The 18,439-nt window shown below is 40.4% G+C and carries 8 protein-coding genes and 1 pseudogene; 2 read left to right on the top strand and 7 right to left on the bottom strand.

What is annotated here, in order from left to right; genetic code table 11:
• Nucleotides 1–56: 56 nt before the first annotated feature.
• The 7 genes and pseudogenes from HMPREF0106_RS10630 to HMPREF0106_RS10660 all read right to left on the bottom strand — a co-directional run bounded on the left by HMPREF0106_RS10630 (nt 57) and on the right by HMPREF0106_RS10660 (nt 15,997).
• Nucleotides 57–4,081, bottom strand: a pseudogene (locus tag HMPREF0106_RS10630) (response regulator).
• 242 nt (nt 4,082–4,323) lie between these two features.
• Entirely contained in the window at nt 4,324–6,849 is a 2,526-nt protein-coding gene (locus HMPREF0106_RS10635) for a family 20 glycosylhydrolase (RefSeq protein ID WP_032851404.1), read from the bottom strand.
• Nucleotides 6,850–6,856: 7 nt separating this feature from the next.
• Nucleotides 6,857–7,930 (bottom strand): cellulase family glycosylhydrolase, encoded by a 1,074-nt coding sequence (locus HMPREF0106_RS10640; protein ID WP_009040218.1) that lies wholly within the window; start codon nt 7,928–7,930, stop codon nt 6,857–6,859.
• Nucleotides 7,931–7,964: 34 nt separating this feature from the next.
• Complete coding sequence (locus HMPREF0106_RS10645) at nt 7,965–9,443, bottom strand: BACON domain-containing protein (protein WP_009040217.1); 1,479 nt, start codon at nt 9,441–9,443, stop codon at nt 7,965–7,967.
• 46 nt (nt 9,444–9,489) lie between these two features.
• The gene (locus tag HMPREF0106_RS10650; RefSeq protein ID WP_009040216.1) at nt 9,490–10,905 is read right to left on the bottom strand and encodes a DUF5125 domain-containing protein; all 1,416 of its coding nucleotides are present in this window, start codon (nt 10,903–10,905) and stop codon (nt 9,490–9,492) included.
• Complete coding sequence (locus HMPREF0106_RS10655; RefSeq protein ID WP_008645075.1) at nt 10,905–12,548, bottom strand: RagB/SusD family nutrient uptake outer membrane protein; 1,644 nt, start codon at nt 12,546–12,548, stop codon at nt 10,905–10,907. The genes HMPREF0106_RS10650 and HMPREF0106_RS10655 overlap by 1 nt, the downstream gene beginning before the upstream one ends.
• A 32-nt stretch (nt 12,549–12,580) precedes the next feature.
• Entirely contained in the window at nt 12,581–15,997 is a 3,417-nt protein-coding gene (locus HMPREF0106_RS10660) for a SusC/RagA family TonB-linked outer membrane protein (protein WP_009040215.1), read from the bottom strand.
• A 328-nt stretch (nt 15,998–16,325) separates the two neighbouring features.
• On the opposite strand from HMPREF0106_RS10660, the gene HMPREF0106_RS10665 reads away from it, so the two are divergent.
• Together HMPREF0106_RS10665 and HMPREF0106_RS10670 are read left to right on the top strand one after the other, a co-directional pair.
• Nucleotides 16,326–16,913 carry an RNA polymerase sigma-70 factor gene (locus tag HMPREF0106_RS10665; protein ID WP_004310625.1) on the top strand — a complete coding sequence of 196 codons (588 nt, stop codon included), beginning with the start codon at nt 16,326–16,328 and terminating at the stop codon, nt 16,911–16,913.
• Between the two features lie 53 nt (nt 16,914–16,966).
• Complete coding sequence (locus HMPREF0106_RS10670) at nt 16,967–18,013, top strand: FecR family protein (RefSeq protein WP_009040214.1); 1,047 nt, start codon at nt 16,967–16,969, stop codon at nt 18,011–18,013.
• Nucleotides 18,014–18,439 lie beyond the last annotated feature (426 nt).

Genomic DNA, 18,439 nt, shown 5'->3' with positions numbered 1-18,439 from the left:
ATTTGTTTGCCAAACATAACAACCGGGCATAGAACAATGTTTATATACGCTGCCTACTATTTCTCATTTTTTAAATTGCTTGCCGGACAAGGTTCTGTATTTTCCGAATCTCCATATTTGCTCGGACTTACACCATAATACTTTTTAAATACCTCACGGAAATATTTCGCATCCGAGAACCCGACCCTATCGGTAATTTCCGCTATTGTATATTCGCCCTGCTTTAGCAATTGTGCAGCATGTTGCAAACGTATCATCCGGATATAATCAGCCGGAGCATAACCTGTCAAGACCTTTAATTTATTAAAGAAACTCGTACGGCTCATGTGATGGCGACTGCTAAGCATTTCTACATTAAAATCCGGATCACTCATGTTCTTCTCTATACATTCCTTGACCGAAGCAATAAATTTCCAGTCCAGAGTATTAGTACAATTAACCAGAAAATTCTGTTCTTCCTCTTCGATACTATTATAAACCTGACGGAGCAAAGCACGATTCGCCAGCAAATTCTTAATCGTTGCCTTGAGTATTCCTACACTGAAAGGCTTGGTGATATAAGCATCCGCTCCGATTTCCAGCCCTTCTAGCATATTCTTCTCGTCTCCCAATGCTGTCAGCAAAACGACCGGAATATGAGACATCTCAAGATCCCCTTTTATCGCTGAACAAAGTTCATCTCCGCTCATTTCAGGCATCATTATATCGGATATAACAAGATCCGGATTAAATTCCCTGATTATGATAAGTGCATCCTTTCCATTCGGACAAGCCTGAATATTATAACTCGTCTTCAGCATATCCACCAGATAATTGCGCAAATCATCATTATCCTCCACTATCAGGATCCGTTGTAAGGAACTGTTTATCTGGGATATTTCCATAGCCGGCAAATCAGAAATACTACCCGGTATGATAGTCTCCGGACGTTCATCCGGCAGCTTGGGAGAAATAAATTTAGCTTTATGAAGATGGCTATTTCCTTTCGGGAAAGTAACTCGTACACAAGTGCCTTGTTGTTCATTGCTCTGAATCTGAATCTTGCCTTTATGTAATTTGACTAGTTTGTATACCAACATCAGCCCTATTCCGCTACCTGTCACTTTTAGATTGACAACATTGCTACCTCTAAAACAGTTCCTGAACAATTTCTTCTGTTCGCACGAAGGAATACCAATTCCCGTATCTTTCACCTCAATGCTCCACGTGTTTCCTTCCTCACAAGCGGAAATGCAGACACTACCTTCTTCAGGTGTATACTTCAATGCATTCGACAAGATATTTTTCAGAATAGATCCCATCTTGTCACTATCAAACCACACATTCAGATAGTCAAAATTGCTTTCATAAACAAACCTGACATGTTTCATTTCAGCATATTTGCGAAAAGCAGCACAAACATCATTCATAAAAGTATTCAGCTCATACTCGGAAACATAAAGAGTGGATGAATAGACATCTATCCGTTCGAAATTTATCAAGTTCGTTGTCAGCTGAAGCAATGTATTTACATTCTTAAGAGCCATATTCATATGGGGTAACGCCTGTTCGGTCACCATACGATTTTCTATGACTTCCTCCAGCGGAGCTTTTATCAACGTAAGCGGCGTACGTATGTCATGAGCCGTATTAATGAAGAACCGTGTCTTCTCATCCGACACTTTCTTCTGCTTTTGCAACATGATGATACGAAAGATGATAATCATAACCAATACCAACAGAATTGCATATCCCACCATAGCCCACAAACTGGCCCATACTGGAGGGGTTATAACAATCTGAATGTTCCTAGTCTCATAGGTCTTATACTTCTCTTCATTGGATATGGCGCGAATTTGCAACGTATAACTGCCAGGAGGCAGATTTCTGACAAGAATCCGGTTATCCTGACTCGGACGGCTCCACTCTTTATGATAACCGTCAATCTTCCATGAATAAAGAATGTTGGAAGGATAATCATAATTAATGGAAGCTACATCAAGGGAAAAAGTATTTTGTCCGTAGGCTAGTTCCAGCCGGTCAGTTTCGTCAATGTCCTTTTTCAAAGGAGATCCGTCATCACCCGGGTAAACGGGATGATAAGCTATCATAAAATCGCGCAGCAACAAACGTGAATAATGCGGTTCCGGTATCTGTATGTCTGTCGGAAATTTAACAGCACCATCATTACCACCGAAAACAAGCATGCTTTTATTGCAGGTCGTGGCAGAACCTGCATTAAAACTGACACTCATCAATCCTTGTTCACGTGTCCAGTTACGAAAAGAATGTTTCTGGGGAGAATAGATTGTAATACCGGTCTCCGTACCCATCAGAAGACTCTCGTCCTGACGCGGAAGAATTGTATAAATATTGTCGGAAATCAACGCACAGTTATCAGTACGATATTGATGGATAAACTTTTTCTTATTAATGTCATAAACAAGGAGTCCGGCTCCACGGGTACCGATATACAAGATACCGTCTTCTCTCTGGTATAATGCACATATATAGGGAGATTCAACAGGCAGATCAATATACCGGTAAATTCCGGATTCTTTATCAAGCAGGTAGAGTCCCATTCGCGTACCAATCCACATCAGCCGGTCATCCTTCTCCTGAATGGTAGTAATAGAACTTACTCCCGGATATAAACGCACATTTTTAGTCTCAAGATTGATACGCTTCAGATGATAATATCCACCGGACCAGATATCACCTCCCGAATCTTTTTTAATGTCATAAATATATTGATCGGGACGTACTCCTGCAATGGCAGCAGGAGAAAGATAAGTTACCTTAAACCCTTTCTTCTTCTCTATCTTGTAAATACCCGATGTATAACCACCAGCCCACATTACACCGGGAGAGACTTCACACAGCGCTAAAAAAATGTGATTCTCATCATTCGGTACCGGATCAAAGGAACTAAAGAAGGAACGCCATTCTTTTGTATCGGTCTGATAGAAACTGATACCGTTACTGGTTACAAACCAAAGGTCACCGTCACTATCCTCCACCACATCATGAACCTGATCGTTCACCAGTGACCGGGTATTACCAAGAGAATGTCTTATCAGGTCATAACTTCCATAACGGTTGTTACGGATTGTAATGCCGGTGGGATAATTTGCGAGCCAGATGCGATCTTCTTCATCCACATAGACATCATTAATATTATTTCCATTCATCCCGTTATAACTGCTATAATCAGCTGTTATATAGGGTTCACTCATGTATGTATTCACATCCAGCTTATATACACCTTTTCCCCCAGTAGCCACTAGAAGTTCATGAGCGTTTAAAGCAGCAATCTGGTTAACCTCTACATGATTGGGGAATTGACAAGAGATGATTTTCCTGTTCCCCCCATGTCATATATAAGTATTCCCTCTTTATAGTTTCCCACAAATAACTGTTTTGAAACAGCATGGTAATAAAGTTCATGTACCGGAGCGATGCTTTCCACCGCTTCATCAGGAACCAGCCTTAACTTCCCCTCTTCTATTCCGGCACGAAATAAACCACTTCCCGTACCTATAAAAAAATGATTACCATCTGTCTGTTCAATGGTAGTTATTTCGCCGTTGACCGGCACCGACATATTTAACACTGTCCCGGTATGGGTATCATACCAGGTAATGCTATCTTTACAGCACAACCATATACGGTCATTCTTGTCCAAATAACCATAATTCAGAAATGCTTGCGACTTATTTCTGATCAGCTCCGGATGTACATAAGCCAGTTCAAACTTGTCATGCTGCGAATCATACCTAAAAATACGACCTTTCTGACCAATTACCCATAATACATTTCTGTTGTCCATATAAAGCCAATTCAAGGCAATCCGTGAATCCAACGTCATGTTATCGTCTGAAAAGTTGTAATGCTTGATATGTTTGCCATCATAACGGTCTATCCCTTCTTGAGTCAGAAACCACATATACCCCCGTCGGTCTTTTTGGATATGGTATATTTTCTGATTATTCAACCCGTCTTCCAGTCCTATGTACTTATAAATCTGTCCCTTGCTTACAGTACAATTAATGAGAAGAAACACAAACAAAAAGAATCCTCTCATTTTTACAAAATTACTCATGTCTTTCACTAATATTCAAAAAATACTCTGCAAAAATATGAAAAAATTAATTAAAACGCAAGTCGAAAATGTATTCATATTTCAACCATCAATTAATATTAATAGTCATATTTCCAGTTTTAAATTTGTTGAATATTGTAAAGAAGAGCCAGAATTTCAGCAGCCCCTTAATATGTAAAATTTCATAAATGCATAAATAAAAAGCTATTCTAACATTATTAAAATAGCTTTTTATTTATATATCATCTATTAAACAATACCGTAGTTACACTCTCTTTTCCTAGATAAAAAGCCTTTGCTTTTATCAGTGGAGCATTGCATACTACCGGAGTTTGCCATTCTATGGAACTTTCCGTAGGCTCACTTCCATCGGTTGTGTACCGGATTACCGCATTGGGAATGGCAGTATTAGCCAGTAGTAATCCATCCCTTGTCATAATACCGGGAGGAGACACCCGGAAATTTATTCCTCGCTTTGCCAAACGTGGCAACTCATAATCTATAATACCGGCATTGTATTTCCGTTTGGCATCCATATATACTTTGCCGTCCGGAGATAATGCCCACGATGGTTGAACATTCCAAGCACGTTCTGTCAATCCGAAGACTTTTGGGAAAAGATAATATTCTACCTGTTCAAAACTACGGATAGTTTCCGACCATATTTGTCCGGATAGACCTTTGATATTCTGATAACCTTCCTTTGTCAAGAGTTGTTTTCCGTTTGAAGCAGCTTTCACATCAACAGGTTCACCTTTCAAATTCCGTCGTAAAGACTTATAAATATCAAAAGGCAACATATCAAACGTCACATATTCATCCACATAACCGCCCCAACGCAATCCCGGTTCCTCCACATGATAGCAATAGGCCATATCCAAATAGAAGTTACCCACATTACAGAGTATAATCGGGTAGCCCGCATTAGCTAACTTATACGGCACTTCATCCCCACCCTGCTCCGGAATAGTGTTCCAACAATAATTTAAGACCTTACTGTTTTTGAAATGTTCGTTAACGGTATTATCAGGATTCATAACAATGTCCTGCCATCCGACTGCCTGTATGTTACGTTTGTCCAGCATTTCCAATATTTGTTCCAGAAAATAATCCTTCAGATCCCGTATCTTAGTCAGTCCGTTCTCTTGCATAAAAGTGCGGCAGATAGAAGAACCTTCCCAAATACCTTCCGGCACTTCATCTCCACCCACATGGAAAGCAGTCAGTTCTACTCCTACATCCTGATACATCCGTACGATTTCATCAATCACTTTTTCAAGAAAATGATAAGTGGAAGGCATGGCAACATTAATCACATTGTCTGTGAAATTTTGTGCCGACAGATATTGGGAAGTATCTGCAAAGTCAATCAAAAGATATTCTTCCGCTTTCGATTGATCTGTATCTATATATTTCTGATAACGGGCATTCATGGCTTTAATCGCTGCCCGGGAATGTCCGGGAATGTCTATTTCGGGAATAACTCTGATATGCCTTTCTTTCGCATATTTCAGAATATCCATGAAGTCACTGCGAGAATAATATCCATTGGCCAATGAAGCAGTATCTGTCTCATTCCAACCCCAGGCATACGCAGGATAAAGACATGTCTGTTCATCTGTAGTATGCCCTCTGCGAGAGGCTATTTCTGTCAATTCTTCCAATCCGGGTATTTCCACACGCCAAGCCTCATCATCACTCAAATGCAGGTGCAGTACATTCATTTTATAGAATGACAGTATATCTATCAGTTTCAGTAAGTCTGTCTTCTTTGTAAAATTACGGGCTACATCCAGCATGATTCCCCGATGCCCCATGTCCGGATAATCGGTAATATGAAGATTGGGGAGCGGAGCAGAAGTTAGTTCCATGTTATCTAATAAGGCAAGCAATGTTTGACAAGCATTAAATATGCCATGTGCATCATTAGCTTTCAAAGTCAACCGGTTATTCTTTATCACGATTTCGTAATATTCATCGGGATATTGACAGGTAATAGGAACCTCCATTTTCTTCAATTCAATGATTGTTTCTTCATCCTTATCGGAAACGCTGCATCTTAATAATGAAGTCAATTGACTTTTCAATAAAAGAGCTTCCTCTTTAAACGCATCATCAAACTTCAGACAGACTTTTTGAGAGAAAGAAGAAACCCCGCCCGTCTTTTCCACTTTTTTAGGAGCAGGAAAAAGAGAAAGCATATCACAATCTACCGGTTTGCTGAAATCATCATTCTGCTTATAGAAATAATTTCCATCTGCATAGGGAAAGCTGTTCCTCGAGCTAACCCATTGGGTATCGGGCTTAAAAAGCTCGATCTCGATGGGGACATTTTGCGGTTGTAACGGTTTTCCTTTTTCATCGGTAGTTACCATATAAGCCCCTTCAGGAACCGAGGACACATTAATCACATTTCCTTCACTCAATATGGTAAAAGTGATTGTTTCACCCGGTGGCAATGCCTGGTAGTGTTCAGTGGGGTACATTTTATAGTAAGTCGAACCCAAACATTCAATTTCCAGCGGTGCATTAATAGGTTGCTGATAATAAATAGGTGTCTGATTAAAATAGATCACCCAATTATTAGTCAAGGATTTATTCCCATTATTCGTCAGGCAGAATGTATTCTTAAAATATCTGGCTTCCACACTATCTTTTTCCAGTTTCCATGTTAAGGATAGCTGTGAGGAAGGGGGCTGTTTACCAGCCCCGCAACCAAACAGGCATATCCCCAACATCATTATCCATATATTCCTCATAGTTATCATAAGGGAATTATTTAGTTAATGAACGAATACATTCCACTTCTTCTGTCGAATAAGGGGTTCCATCACTACGGAATATATCGTGGAACCACAATGGAGGTTCAACAACATCAGGCAATGGAGTGTCCCATGCAAAGATCGTATTTGTTTTTCCAGCTACAAGTCCCCAGTTGATTGCACCGATATTTTCTCTCTTCAGCATTGGCATAATATCCTGGAAAGTACTATTTTGAGTACGTGCCATATATTCTGTACAAATCATCGGGCGACCGTATTGCTTCAATGTATCAATGAGTTGCTGATGCGAATTCACGCCTTCATACATGTGGTATGTTATCACATCCGAATTTTCCAATTGGAACTTATTCAGATTAGTCAGGCTCATATCCCAAACTCCGGCCGACAGAGGTTGTGACGGATTCACCGTTCGTCCCCACGTAAATATCTTCTGCAATAACGGCAAACTTCTTTCACCGTATCTATATCCTCCCGAACCTCCGGGTTCATTATATAAGTCCCATAATACGATTCTCTTATCATCCTTAAAGGTAGTCAGGATATCTTTCACATAACTTTCCAATACCGGAAGTATCACTGCCGTATCGCCTTTATAATACAGATCACCCGGGTCACGTGCCCATCCCGAATTGTGTACTCCCGGCTGTGGTTCCGGCTGTTTGCCAGCCTGATATACAGGATTCCAACAATCATCCAGGAAGACGAAGATGGTAGAGATATGATGCTTGTCGGCAATAGTAAGGTATTCATTGATACGTTTCTTAAAGCCTTCCTTATCTGTTTCCCAAACCAGGTGATGCAAATATACGCGCATACAGTTCATGCCTATTTCTTCCGCCCACCCCAGTTCACGATCAATAGTCACCGGATCAAAAGTATCTGCCTGCCACATCTCCATTTGGTTGATTGCCGTGCTTGGAATAAAATCGCATCCACGAAGCCATCCCCATTGTTTATACCACTCATTAGCCTGCTCTTTCGTCCAGACCTCACGAACAGAGACAGTTTTCTGGTTGCAGGCAATCAACATAACACCAATAAAAAAGGAAAGTAATATCTTTTTCATATAATCGTTTTACTTTATCAAATTAAAAATCTTTTTATTTTCTCCACGTAAATATTACCATATCACCCGGTTCGACTGCTATCGTAGAGCCGTCCGGAGTAGTCGTTGAACCATTTTTCAACACTCTGTTAACAGAACTATCCACATCGATAGACAGGTTCATCACATTACGAAAATCTCTATTTACTACCACAAGATATTGATTACCACCTTTCTCCAGGACAGAGACAACAGCACCTGTATCACTCGTAGTCAATGATTTTATAGGAGTCGGCAGACTTCCCAAAGCCTTCGTGCCTTCAGGTATTTCACTTCCGGTGTGAGATACTGAAATAACCTGTGCTCCCAAGAATATACCCGCAAGTCGCTGTACTTCCTGATTAACAGTCTTGACCAAATCATACACTTCAGTCGGTTCGTCATGTTGAAGTCCGCGATAGGTAAAATACTGGATTGCCTGCGCACCATAAGCTAAATCACTGAAGACTTGTAATCTCAACTCGGGCAATGTCGGTATCTTATAAAAATGAGTTTCATCAAGCTTATGGGAAAGTGCAAGTGCAAATGCCCAGAACGGCTTATTATTCTCTTTAGCAGCAGCCGATATTTCTTCCAGATTCCGATACCAGTCCGGACGGACAATGCTGGGAGCACCATTTATAGATACAATAGGATAATTGTCAAACGAAATAAACGGAACAGGGACTTGTTCTATAAACGACTTTACATTTTCAGAATAAAGTTCTTTCCCCCATGCCCAATTGGGGTACAAGTTGATATAACAAGGATGATGGCTGTCGATGGTTTTAATCTTCTTCACCAATTCGCCCAAGCCCGGCAAATCATTCACTTCCGGTTCATCCTTCAAATGATAGGCATACAAAGCCGGATGATTCATCATCGCTTTTACGACCTCTTCGGCAGTAGCAACAGACAAGAGATCCTTACAAGAAGTTATCATTTTCACTCCGGTCTTCTGTGCGGCGTCAAGCACCTTCAATGTTGTTTCCAAATCATCATACCATCCCAGATAAATATTAATGCCGGATGCTTTCATCACCGGGAATTTCTCCAGCGACTTGTCTGCTTCCACTCCGGTCCATGCTATAATCGGGAATTCTCCATCAGTTGTAGGGATATAAGAATTACCCTGAATGATCTCAATTTCTTGTGTCTTTACTCCATTAGGTACCACGCGGAATACAGCCGTACGTCCGGTTCCTGTATTTGCATTTGCAGTAATTGTCACAGTTCCGTTTCCACTTCCTTTGGCCGGTGAGACGGTAACCCAAGACTGATCCGTCTCGTTTACAAATTTCCATTCCGTATTAGACTTTATCGAATAAACCTCCGTAAAACCGTCATTACTGATCTGTAATTTCTCCAAATTCCCGGAAATTGAGAAAGAAGCTTTCTCCGGATCCATCGAACAAGACATTAATAACATTGGCAACATCGAGAAAAAGAACGTAACCAGAAATTTCTTACTATATGTTTTCATTGATATATACATAATTCTATTGAATATTGAATTAAAGACTATTAATCATGATCCCCTCTTAATTGTAAGGAGTCAATCGTATCACTTCACTGGCTTTATCAATATGTATTGTATAAAGTCCGGCTTTAAAATCAGGACCGGGAATCAGATCGCCGGGAGCGCTTCTCGTAACCAAGTTAGCAGGCTCAACCGTATACAGATTCTTCGTGTCCTCCTCTTGCGCCCAACCATATCCTCTGAAGAACTTAAATCCCATAGTCTGATCGATATACACAACTGCTTCAAAAGCACTTGCCCCTACCTTCTTAAAGAAGAACCATTGGTGAGGATATGCGAAGTCCCAAGCAAGTGTAGCCACATAAGGTTCGCGTGGAAATCCGACTCCAGTACCGACAATATACATCACCTCCGGATAAAAAACATCCCGCGGTCGTTCCATATACATGAAACCATTTGATGTATTATATTTCAAGTTATAAAGTACCGACGGACCATCGAATTTTGCTTTGCTCCCTGAAACATCTTTAAAGAATTCCGGCCGGAGCATATTGGTAACATCACTACCAAAACCTATAAAATTAATCTTGGCACTTTCTACCAACTGAACATCCAACTGGACATATCCTCCTCCCACATCAAAGAAGCGGGACTTATCAATATCAATGCTGTATGTCAAAGTCTTATCAGCCAGAAAACTCAACATATCAAAAGTGATATTTTCCAATGTATAACTTCCTACCTTAGGAGTCGGAATCGAAGTAGCTGCATCATCAGTCACAATCGCGATCTTATTGTCTGAATATCCCCATACCAAACCGGAATAATCAGGTTTATTATTTATTATCTTTTCGGCAACTTTAAAATGGTCGCCAATCCCTGCCAAATCCGCCGCACTCGTCCGGAAACTATAATCCGTTTCATTCTGACTCTCCTTGTCCATTTCATACACATTTCCCAAATCATCAACAAGGTATAATTGGGAAGGTGTTTCCGGACGGGTCACCGCCACACTTGCGGCCTCATCCAAAGTCAGAGTCGATTCATTGCCACCTAAATCATTTACAGCTTTTATCGTCACCACAGGACGTCCATTCTGGAAACCGGCAACAAAAGGTAAAGTAGCTTCCTCTTCAATAACCGCAGAACGTCCGCTCAAGCCTTTAGACAAATTCAAGATTTCGGCTCCATCCATTGTCACTAATAATTGGAATGAAACCAAATCATTATATTCATCACTGACCTGTGCGGTGAACTTCACTTTATCACCAGCCGCCACAACCGTTTCACCATTCACTCCCCGCAATACGGCATTTTCTATTTTAGGTTTTGAAGGTGTAGGCCACTCCGGCCATTCACTCGGCTTACTAACATCATCTTTCGCACACGAAAGGAGCAATAACGACGACATGAATAATACATATATCTTTTTCATTTTTCTTAAGATCTCTAGTTTAACAATAATGAATGATGACATTAATTGCGAGCTGCCGCAAGATCCGCTTTCCATCCCTCACGTTCAAATGTCTGTACCAACACTTTTCCATAAGATTCCGAAGCTTGTTGAACCGCATAATTAGGAATAGGCACATATTGATGTGTAGGAGCCACTCCTTTGATCTTCGCTGTACGCTGCGCATACTGATTAAAACGGATGAGATCTATTTTACGCATCCCTTCATACAACATTTCATGTCCTCTTTCCGTAAGTAAAGCATCCAGGAAAGCTTCAACATTCGCTGTTGCCGATGACGGAAGATCCCCCAGTCCGGCACGCTTACGCACTTCATTGACCGCGGCTATAGCGTCAGCGGACGGAGCTGCATTGTTTTTACGTACTTCGGCTTCCGCATACATGAGCAATACATCTGCCCAACGGGCTAACGGTATATCAGTCCCCTGAAAAGCCGTAGCTGTTTCCACCGGGAATTTATTAATGATAAACCCGTCCCATGTAGTAGTATTCCGGTCAATCCAGGTTCCTGCAGTCGTATAATATTTGGTCAGGATCACTTCACGACGTTTGTCCGAAGGATCATACGTATCCCAAAATTTCGGAGACACATTGAAGGTTTGCCCCCATCCCTGCCCTTGCAGATAGAAAGGAGTAGGATTTCCCTGATCGTCCACTCGAGCTGCATTATCGGGAGTAGCGAGCATCATCAGCGGGTTAAAGTTGCCGGACTTATTCGTACCATCCGCCGTTTCATCACAGCTGACAGCCATAATCACTTCCGAATTAAAGTTATTGGCATTTTTAAATTGCTCGATATAAGGATTGTCCCCTTTCTTGAAAAGACTATACCGTCCCTTCAACTCGTTATACATATCAATCGCTTTCTGATAATAACCGGACATATAATAGCCTTCATTCAGGCAATGCCGCATGATGCATACACGTGCATAGTCTTTATTGTAACGTCCCTGTTCCGGCTGCGTATCTGCAATATACTGATAAGCATACTCAAAGTCAGCCATAATCCACTCCGTCATTTGCTGCAATGTCGGACGTACCAGATTTTCCAGTTTTGAAGGATTAATCAGGTCGTTCGGATCGACAATCAAAGGAACAGGACCATATACATGCAATAGATAATACATCATCAATCCACGACAAAGACGGGCTTCAGCAATAAATTCTCTTTTACGCTCTTCAGAGACCACTTCGGTAGAAGCCTTCTCCAGTGTGCCGATCACATTGGTGAAGTAGGAAATCTCACTTACTTTCGGAAAGTGGTTCGGGTTTTCATCGCTTAATGTACCGCTTGCGTAATAAACACACTGACTGAAATCGGCTTTAGAAAGGAAATAATATCCGCCTCCCCAACCATTATTCCACACAGCCACCTCATCTGTCGGATAATCAAAGAACTTCAGTACACCTCCGGCAGGGATATACCAACCGTGCTGATTGCCACTTGTTCCGGCACCGATCCAATAGGTCCATGTTGTCGTAAAAGGCATATAGCAGGTCATCATAAATGATTCGTATTCGGCTTCAGTCACCGGATAATTAGAAACATTCAACGTGCCATACATCTTCGGATCAAAATTATCCTCACAACTGCACATGATAAATGCAATCATGACAAACACCTTAAATAATTTATTCTTGTTCATATTTTCAATCTTTTCTTTCGTTACAGGTTTTCTTAGAAACATATTTTTGCTCCGAAGGAGTATGTTCTCGTCATCGGATACTCCGCTTTGGAGCCGTCGCCACCCGTCTTTATTTCAGGATCGACACCTACAAACTTGGTAAAAGTAAACGGATTCTGACAGTCGACAAAAACTCTGATAGAACTCACATAATCACCTACTCTTCCCAGCTTCTTTCCTGAAAGGTTATATCCTAAAGTGATATTCCTGACACGTACGAACGAAGCATTCTGATAATCTTCCTCAAAACCTACATTACCAGGCAAAGCGACAGCCTTTGTTGAAGCAATACCACGCCGGTTTCCATTCTGATTGGTTTGAGAATTCCAGATAGTATATACATATTTGTTCGAATTCTTGGGACTCGTGTAATACACATCTCCGACAAGTGCCCAACGATATGCATAGTTATAGCGTGTACGTCCGAATTGTCCATACATAAATACATCCAGATCAAAATCTTTGTATACAAATGTATTTCCAAAGCCTATGTGAATTTTTGGAAGTGTATTCCGCATCTTCACATCATCAATCGTTATTTTATTATCCCCATTTGCATCCTTAATAATCGGATAACCGGGCTGTTGCGCATCTGCCGGCAAAGATTTCTGCGATTCGGGCATATTGCTTTTATCTATGTTGATAACGCCTTCCGTTTCATAGTAATAATAAGCATTCACCGGTTCGTTCTTACGGATTCGATATTCTTCATAATAATAGTTGGGCATCCGTTCTTTCCAAACGGCATTATGATGTGATAAAGTCAATTGTGAGGTCCACTTAAACACACGGGGGATTTCAAAGTTTAGTGAGTTAATAGTCGCATCCCATCCGTAACGTACATAATGTCCATAATTCATCGGAACGGAAGATGTCATACTAAGCGGAGAGGAAGAGTCATATCCCAGCAAGTTGGTTACATCATTGCGGAACATATCAAAACTTCCCCAGATTCTATCTTTCAGGACTGAAAAGTCTATACCTATATTTTTCATGGTAGTCTTTTCCCAAGTAACATTCGGGTAATCAGGACCGCTAAGCAGATAGGGTACATAAGTCACTGAATTGTTAGAGAACTTGATATATTGGGCTGCCAGACTGAAAGTGCCATAAAGCGAACTACCCAGATTATCATTACCAGTCTGTCCATAACTACCACGAATCTTCAACTGGTCAATCCATGATATATGCTTCATAAACGGCTCGTTAGATAATTTCCAAGCCAATGATACTGAAGGGAAATAGGCATATTTCTTTCCCGGGAAAAACTTATCCGTTCCATCGCGACGAATAGTAGCGGCAACTACATATCTGTCGAGCACATCCACACTTGCCCTGGCAAATTGAGAACGACGTTCATCGGCTGCCCTGAAAGAAGTCGGGTAGAAAGCGCCTTCCGCAGCTTCCACCTTATCAGCAGCAATGTGATCGTTAATCTGTTCGTAGTCAAGTTCAAGTCCATTTGAATCGTTCGTATATCTTCCCATACCGACTACGGCATCGACACGTAACAAATCTCCAAACTGTTTTTTGAAAGTCAATGTGCCTTCCATGGTTTGGTTTCTACGTTCAACATATCCCAAATGCCCTCTTGATTTATACATATCCATAAAATATATATCAGAAGGAATATACAGATTACGATTAGCATTCTCCTTATTAATACCATACATCAAACGGAAGGACAACATATCCTTGATTATATCCACATCGGCAGCAAAGTTTAGATAATAACCGCTTGTTTTAGTCCGGTCACTAACTTTTATCATTTCAGCCGGGTTAGGGTAATTTGAATATAAAGTAGGCTTTCCGTCCTCACCTCTGATTGGTAAATAAGAAGGATAAGTCAATGCTGATTGTATGGCATCGTACCCATTTCCACCACCTCCGCCACCGGAAGTTGAATTTGTATATTCATTTTCATTTACATTGACAATTGCTGTCAACTTAAGAAATGGAAGCAATTGTGAAGAAATGTTTGTCCGAAGAGCATAACGTTCCATAGCGGAGTTTTCTACCGTACCTTCCTGTTTGTAATAATTTCCGGACAGATAATATTTCAGCAGTTTAGAACCACCCGTAATTGTGATATTATGATTATTGATGCTACCATCCTTTAATACACAATCCAGCCAGTCTGTTGTTTGAGCGGCAGCTATCTGTTGAGGTGAGAATTGAGGTACCCATTTATTATCAAAAGGTTTATCACCGTAAGGATACATACCGTTCGTAAATAAATAGTTTTCTTTATTGAAAATGTTGGCAACATTCATATATTCTTCCCCACTCAAAGGTTCCAGATACGGATAGTTTTTCACGATAGAATAATTTCCTTCATAAGTGATTTGGGGACGAGTTTCAATACCTTTCTTTGTAGTGATTAAAACGACACCATTGGCTGCACCAATTCCATAAATGGAGGCAGATGCATCCTTTAACACTTCGATAGATTCAATATCAGCAGGATTAAGTCCGGCCAATCCCGAACGATTGATAGAGTTGGGCATAACCTGATTTCCGTTTCCAACCTCTAAAGAAGTGGAAGGCATCATTACGCCATCCACTATAAAGATAGGAGTACCTGCCCCACGAATTGAAAGGTCAACTGCTCCACCCGGTTGCGGGCTTGTCAACGTAGCTTCCAGTCCGGCAGCCCGCCCAAGCAACATCTGTGACATATTACTTGTTGCGGCTCGCGATATTTTTTCCGTTTTTACCGTTGCAATGGAAGTTGTCAGATTCTTACGGGTGGTCGTTCCATACCCTACCACAACAACTTCATCCAACTGTTTCGAATCCTCTTTCATCGTCACATTCAACGTCATCGGTCGGGTAATTTTTTGCGTATATGTAGTGTAACCTATTGAAGTAAATTTCAGTGTCGAGCCTTCCGGAACTTGCAACTGGTAATTGCCATCTATACCGGTAATGGTTCCTTGAGTAGCCCCTTCTATCATCACAGTCACTCCCGGAAGAACCTCTCCGGATTCGTCCACTACCTTTCCGGTCACTTTGACCGGCTGTTTGTTATCCTGTGGTTGAGATGAAACTTTGTTTAATACAATCTGACGTTTTTCAATCGTATAAGATACTCCTTCGCCTTTAAAAAGTTTATCCAGCACCAGAGTCATCCGTTCATTTTTCACAGTAATGCTTACTATACGGCTTACATCAACAATGTCTTTGTTGTATAAGAAACGATATTCTGTCTGATTTTCGATACTAGTCAAGACCTCCTCTACAGTCACATTTTTCAGTCGCAATGTAATTTGGGCGGATTGTGCCAAGATAGGTATACTGATAGCTTGCAAAGCTATACAAAACAACCATATAGCACAGATTCTCCCCATTTTTACATTCGCAGGTACATTAATTCTCTTTTTCATTTTTCTAATTGAAATAAGTTTCATACCTTTACATGTTTGGTTATTGGTTCTACAAATAAGTTGATTAACGAATAACTGAATCTTTGGAAAGGAAGGTGAGTCAGACCTTCCTTTTTTTTATCAGTTGTCGGAAGCTGAATTCACTGATTATGTCTTTCTCATGGCTCGTATTATTTAAAGGTTAATAAATGTGTTTTTCTCTCGTTTCTATCAATAAGACGTTTCTAAAAATAAAAGCCACATTGGATATCGCATTATTTTTTCATCTGCATTATTTTTTCTTCAAACTATCGTTTATCCCAAATAATCTTTCTATTTTTACCCCCGACAATAGAACCTTTACTACAATACTATGCCGAATATCCAACAACAGACTTCCGACGACCGTTTTCTGGTAATAGCACTAAAACAGGATGATAAACAGGCTTTTACCCGACTATTCCATGCTTATTATAAAGATTTGGTATTGTTTGGCGGTACTTACATTCCGGAGAAATCTACCTGTGAAGATATTGTGCAAAATATCTTTCTCAAACTATGGAATGACCGGAAATCATTGGTAATTGAGAACTCACTAAAATCATATTTACTGAAAGCGGTCAGGAATTACTGTCTGGACGAATTACGCCATCGCAGGATTATAGATGAACACATTGCTTACGAACTTAAATCGGATTCTATAGATATAGATACGACAGAAAACTACATACTGTATTCTGATTTATGCCGGCAACTTAAAAATGCATTGGAACAATTACCTCCTCAAGAAAGAGAAGTGTTCGAGATGAGCCGATTAGAAAACATTAAATATCAGGAAATAGCCAATCGCCTGAATATCTCTGTCAGAACGGTAGAAGTACGTATCAGCAAAGCATTGAAGCAGCTCCGCATCTTATTAAAAGATTTTTATTTACTACTTTTTTTATTTCTTTTCCACTAATGAATGTGGGATTTTCTTTCTGAAACGTCTATTATATATAAGGTAAAATGCATATGATAAATAAAGATTCAGACATAGAAATTATAATCTCCAGATATCTCTCAAAAGAGGCTACACCAGAAGAAATAAAGGTACTGGATGATTGGATATCGGCTACTCCCGAAAACTATAGGAGCTTTCTATCACAAAAGAATGTGTGGGAAGTCAGTCACCCGGCTTTTAATCCGGAAGAGATAGATGTGGACAATGCGCACAGAAAAGTAATGGAGAAGATTCTCCATCAAAACCAGCCGGTTTCCGTTCGTCCTAAGTTGTCCTTCCTGCACTATTGGCAGCAAGTGGCAGCTATCTTACTTCTTCCTTTACTGATATTATCTGCTTATCTTTATTTTAAACCCGCTTCTCAAATTGCAGAGACTTATCAGGAGTTATTCACTCCTTATGGCACTTGGTCGGTAGTTAATCTGCCTGACGGTTCTAAGGTTTGGCTAAATGCCGGAAGTTCTTTAAAGTATCCGACTCAATTCAATGATAAGCAAAGAGTTGTTTCGATGCAGGGTGAAGCCTATTTTGAAGTAGAATCCGATAAAAAGCATCCCTTCATCGTAAAAACCAAACAACTGACTGTAGAAGCTACCGGCACTGCATTCAATGTGAACGCATACGCTCCGGATCATGTAGCAGCAGTGACGTTAGTAAAAGGAAAGGTCGCAGTCACTCTTGACCAGAAAAAGACGATTTCCCTTTCACCGGGAGAGAAGATTGACTATAATCTGGCCACTTCTTTATATAACGTCAATAAAACCAATACTTATAAATGGTGCTCATGGAAAGATGGAATACTCATATTTAGAGATGACCCGCTGGAATATGTATTCAAGCGTTTGGGACAGACTTATAACGTGGAATTTATTCTGAAAGACGCTGAATTAGGAAAGTATTCCTATAAAGCGACTTTTGAAGGTGAATCTTTAAATGAGATTTTGCGCTTGCTTGAAATGAGTGCACCTATTCGCTGTAAAGAGGTTAGTAACCGCAACACCAATAATGAGAAGTTTGAAAAGCAGCGTATAGAGGTGAGTAGGATTGTACGGAAATAAGTTTGTATTAGTACAAACTTAATCGTATGGCTTCAAATTAATTTCATTTGGTAGTATTAAGTTGTACGACACCCGGGTCTCATGCACACCGACACCCGGGTGTTGAACATGCTGACACCCGGGTGTCAAGCATCATGAGACCCGGGTGTCGTACAATTTATTCTTGCAGTATCTTTTTTTCTTCTCTACTATGGGATATTCAGTAAATGTTCCTCTTTCTAAAAAATCAAGAGAAAAGCTTTGCTTTACGTGAGCTTTTCTCTTGATTTTTTCGTTCAACTCTCCCAGTCTTCTATCTTTTTTGTAGAATATTGTTTACATATTCTTATTTTTTCCTTCCCACCCATGCATTATGTACATGTCTTTTTTAGGGGAAGTTAAAACCTCTCCTGTTTTTCCTGTTATTTTAGTTAGATTATGCTGCCT

The sequence above is a fragment of the Bacteroides sp. D22 genome (assembly GCF_000163675.1).
GTDB lineage: Bacteria > Bacteroidota > Bacteroidia > Bacteroidales > Bacteroidaceae > Bacteroides > Bacteroides xylanisolvens.
This window is presented reverse-complemented; position numbering and strand designations above follow the sequence as displayed.

Bases quoted from the DNA above. Each gene is read 5' to 3' on its own strand.
- HMPREF0106_RS10635 (WP_032851404.1), bottom strand. From the start codon at position 6,849: ATGATAACTATGAGGAATATATGGATAATGATGTTGGGGATATGCCTG.
- HMPREF0106_RS10640 (WP_009040218.1), bottom strand. From the start codon at position 7,930: ATGAAAAAGATATTACTTTCCTTTTTTATTGGTGTTATGTTGATTGCC.
- HMPREF0106_RS10645 (WP_009040217.1), bottom strand. From the start codon at position 9,443: ATGTATATATCAATGAAAACATATAGTAAGAAATTTCTGGTTACGTTC.
- HMPREF0106_RS10650 (WP_009040216.1), bottom strand. From the start codon at position 10,905: ATGTCATCATTCATTATTGTTAAACTAGAGATCTTAAGAAAAATGAAA.
- HMPREF0106_RS10655 (WP_008645075.1), bottom strand. From the start codon at position 12,548: ATGAACAAGAATAAATTATTTAAGGTGTTTGTCATGATTGCATTTATC.
- HMPREF0106_RS10660 (WP_009040215.1), bottom strand. From the start codon at position 15,997: ATGAAACTTATTTCAATTAGAAAAATGAAAAAGAGAATTAATGTACCT.
- HMPREF0106_RS10665 (WP_004310625.1), top strand. From the start codon at position 16,326: ATGCCGAATATCCAACAACAGACTTCCGACGACCGTTTTCTGGTAATA.
- HMPREF0106_RS10670 (WP_009040214.1), top strand. From the start codon at position 16,967: ATGATAAATAAAGATTCAGACATAGAAATTATAATCTCCAGATATCTC.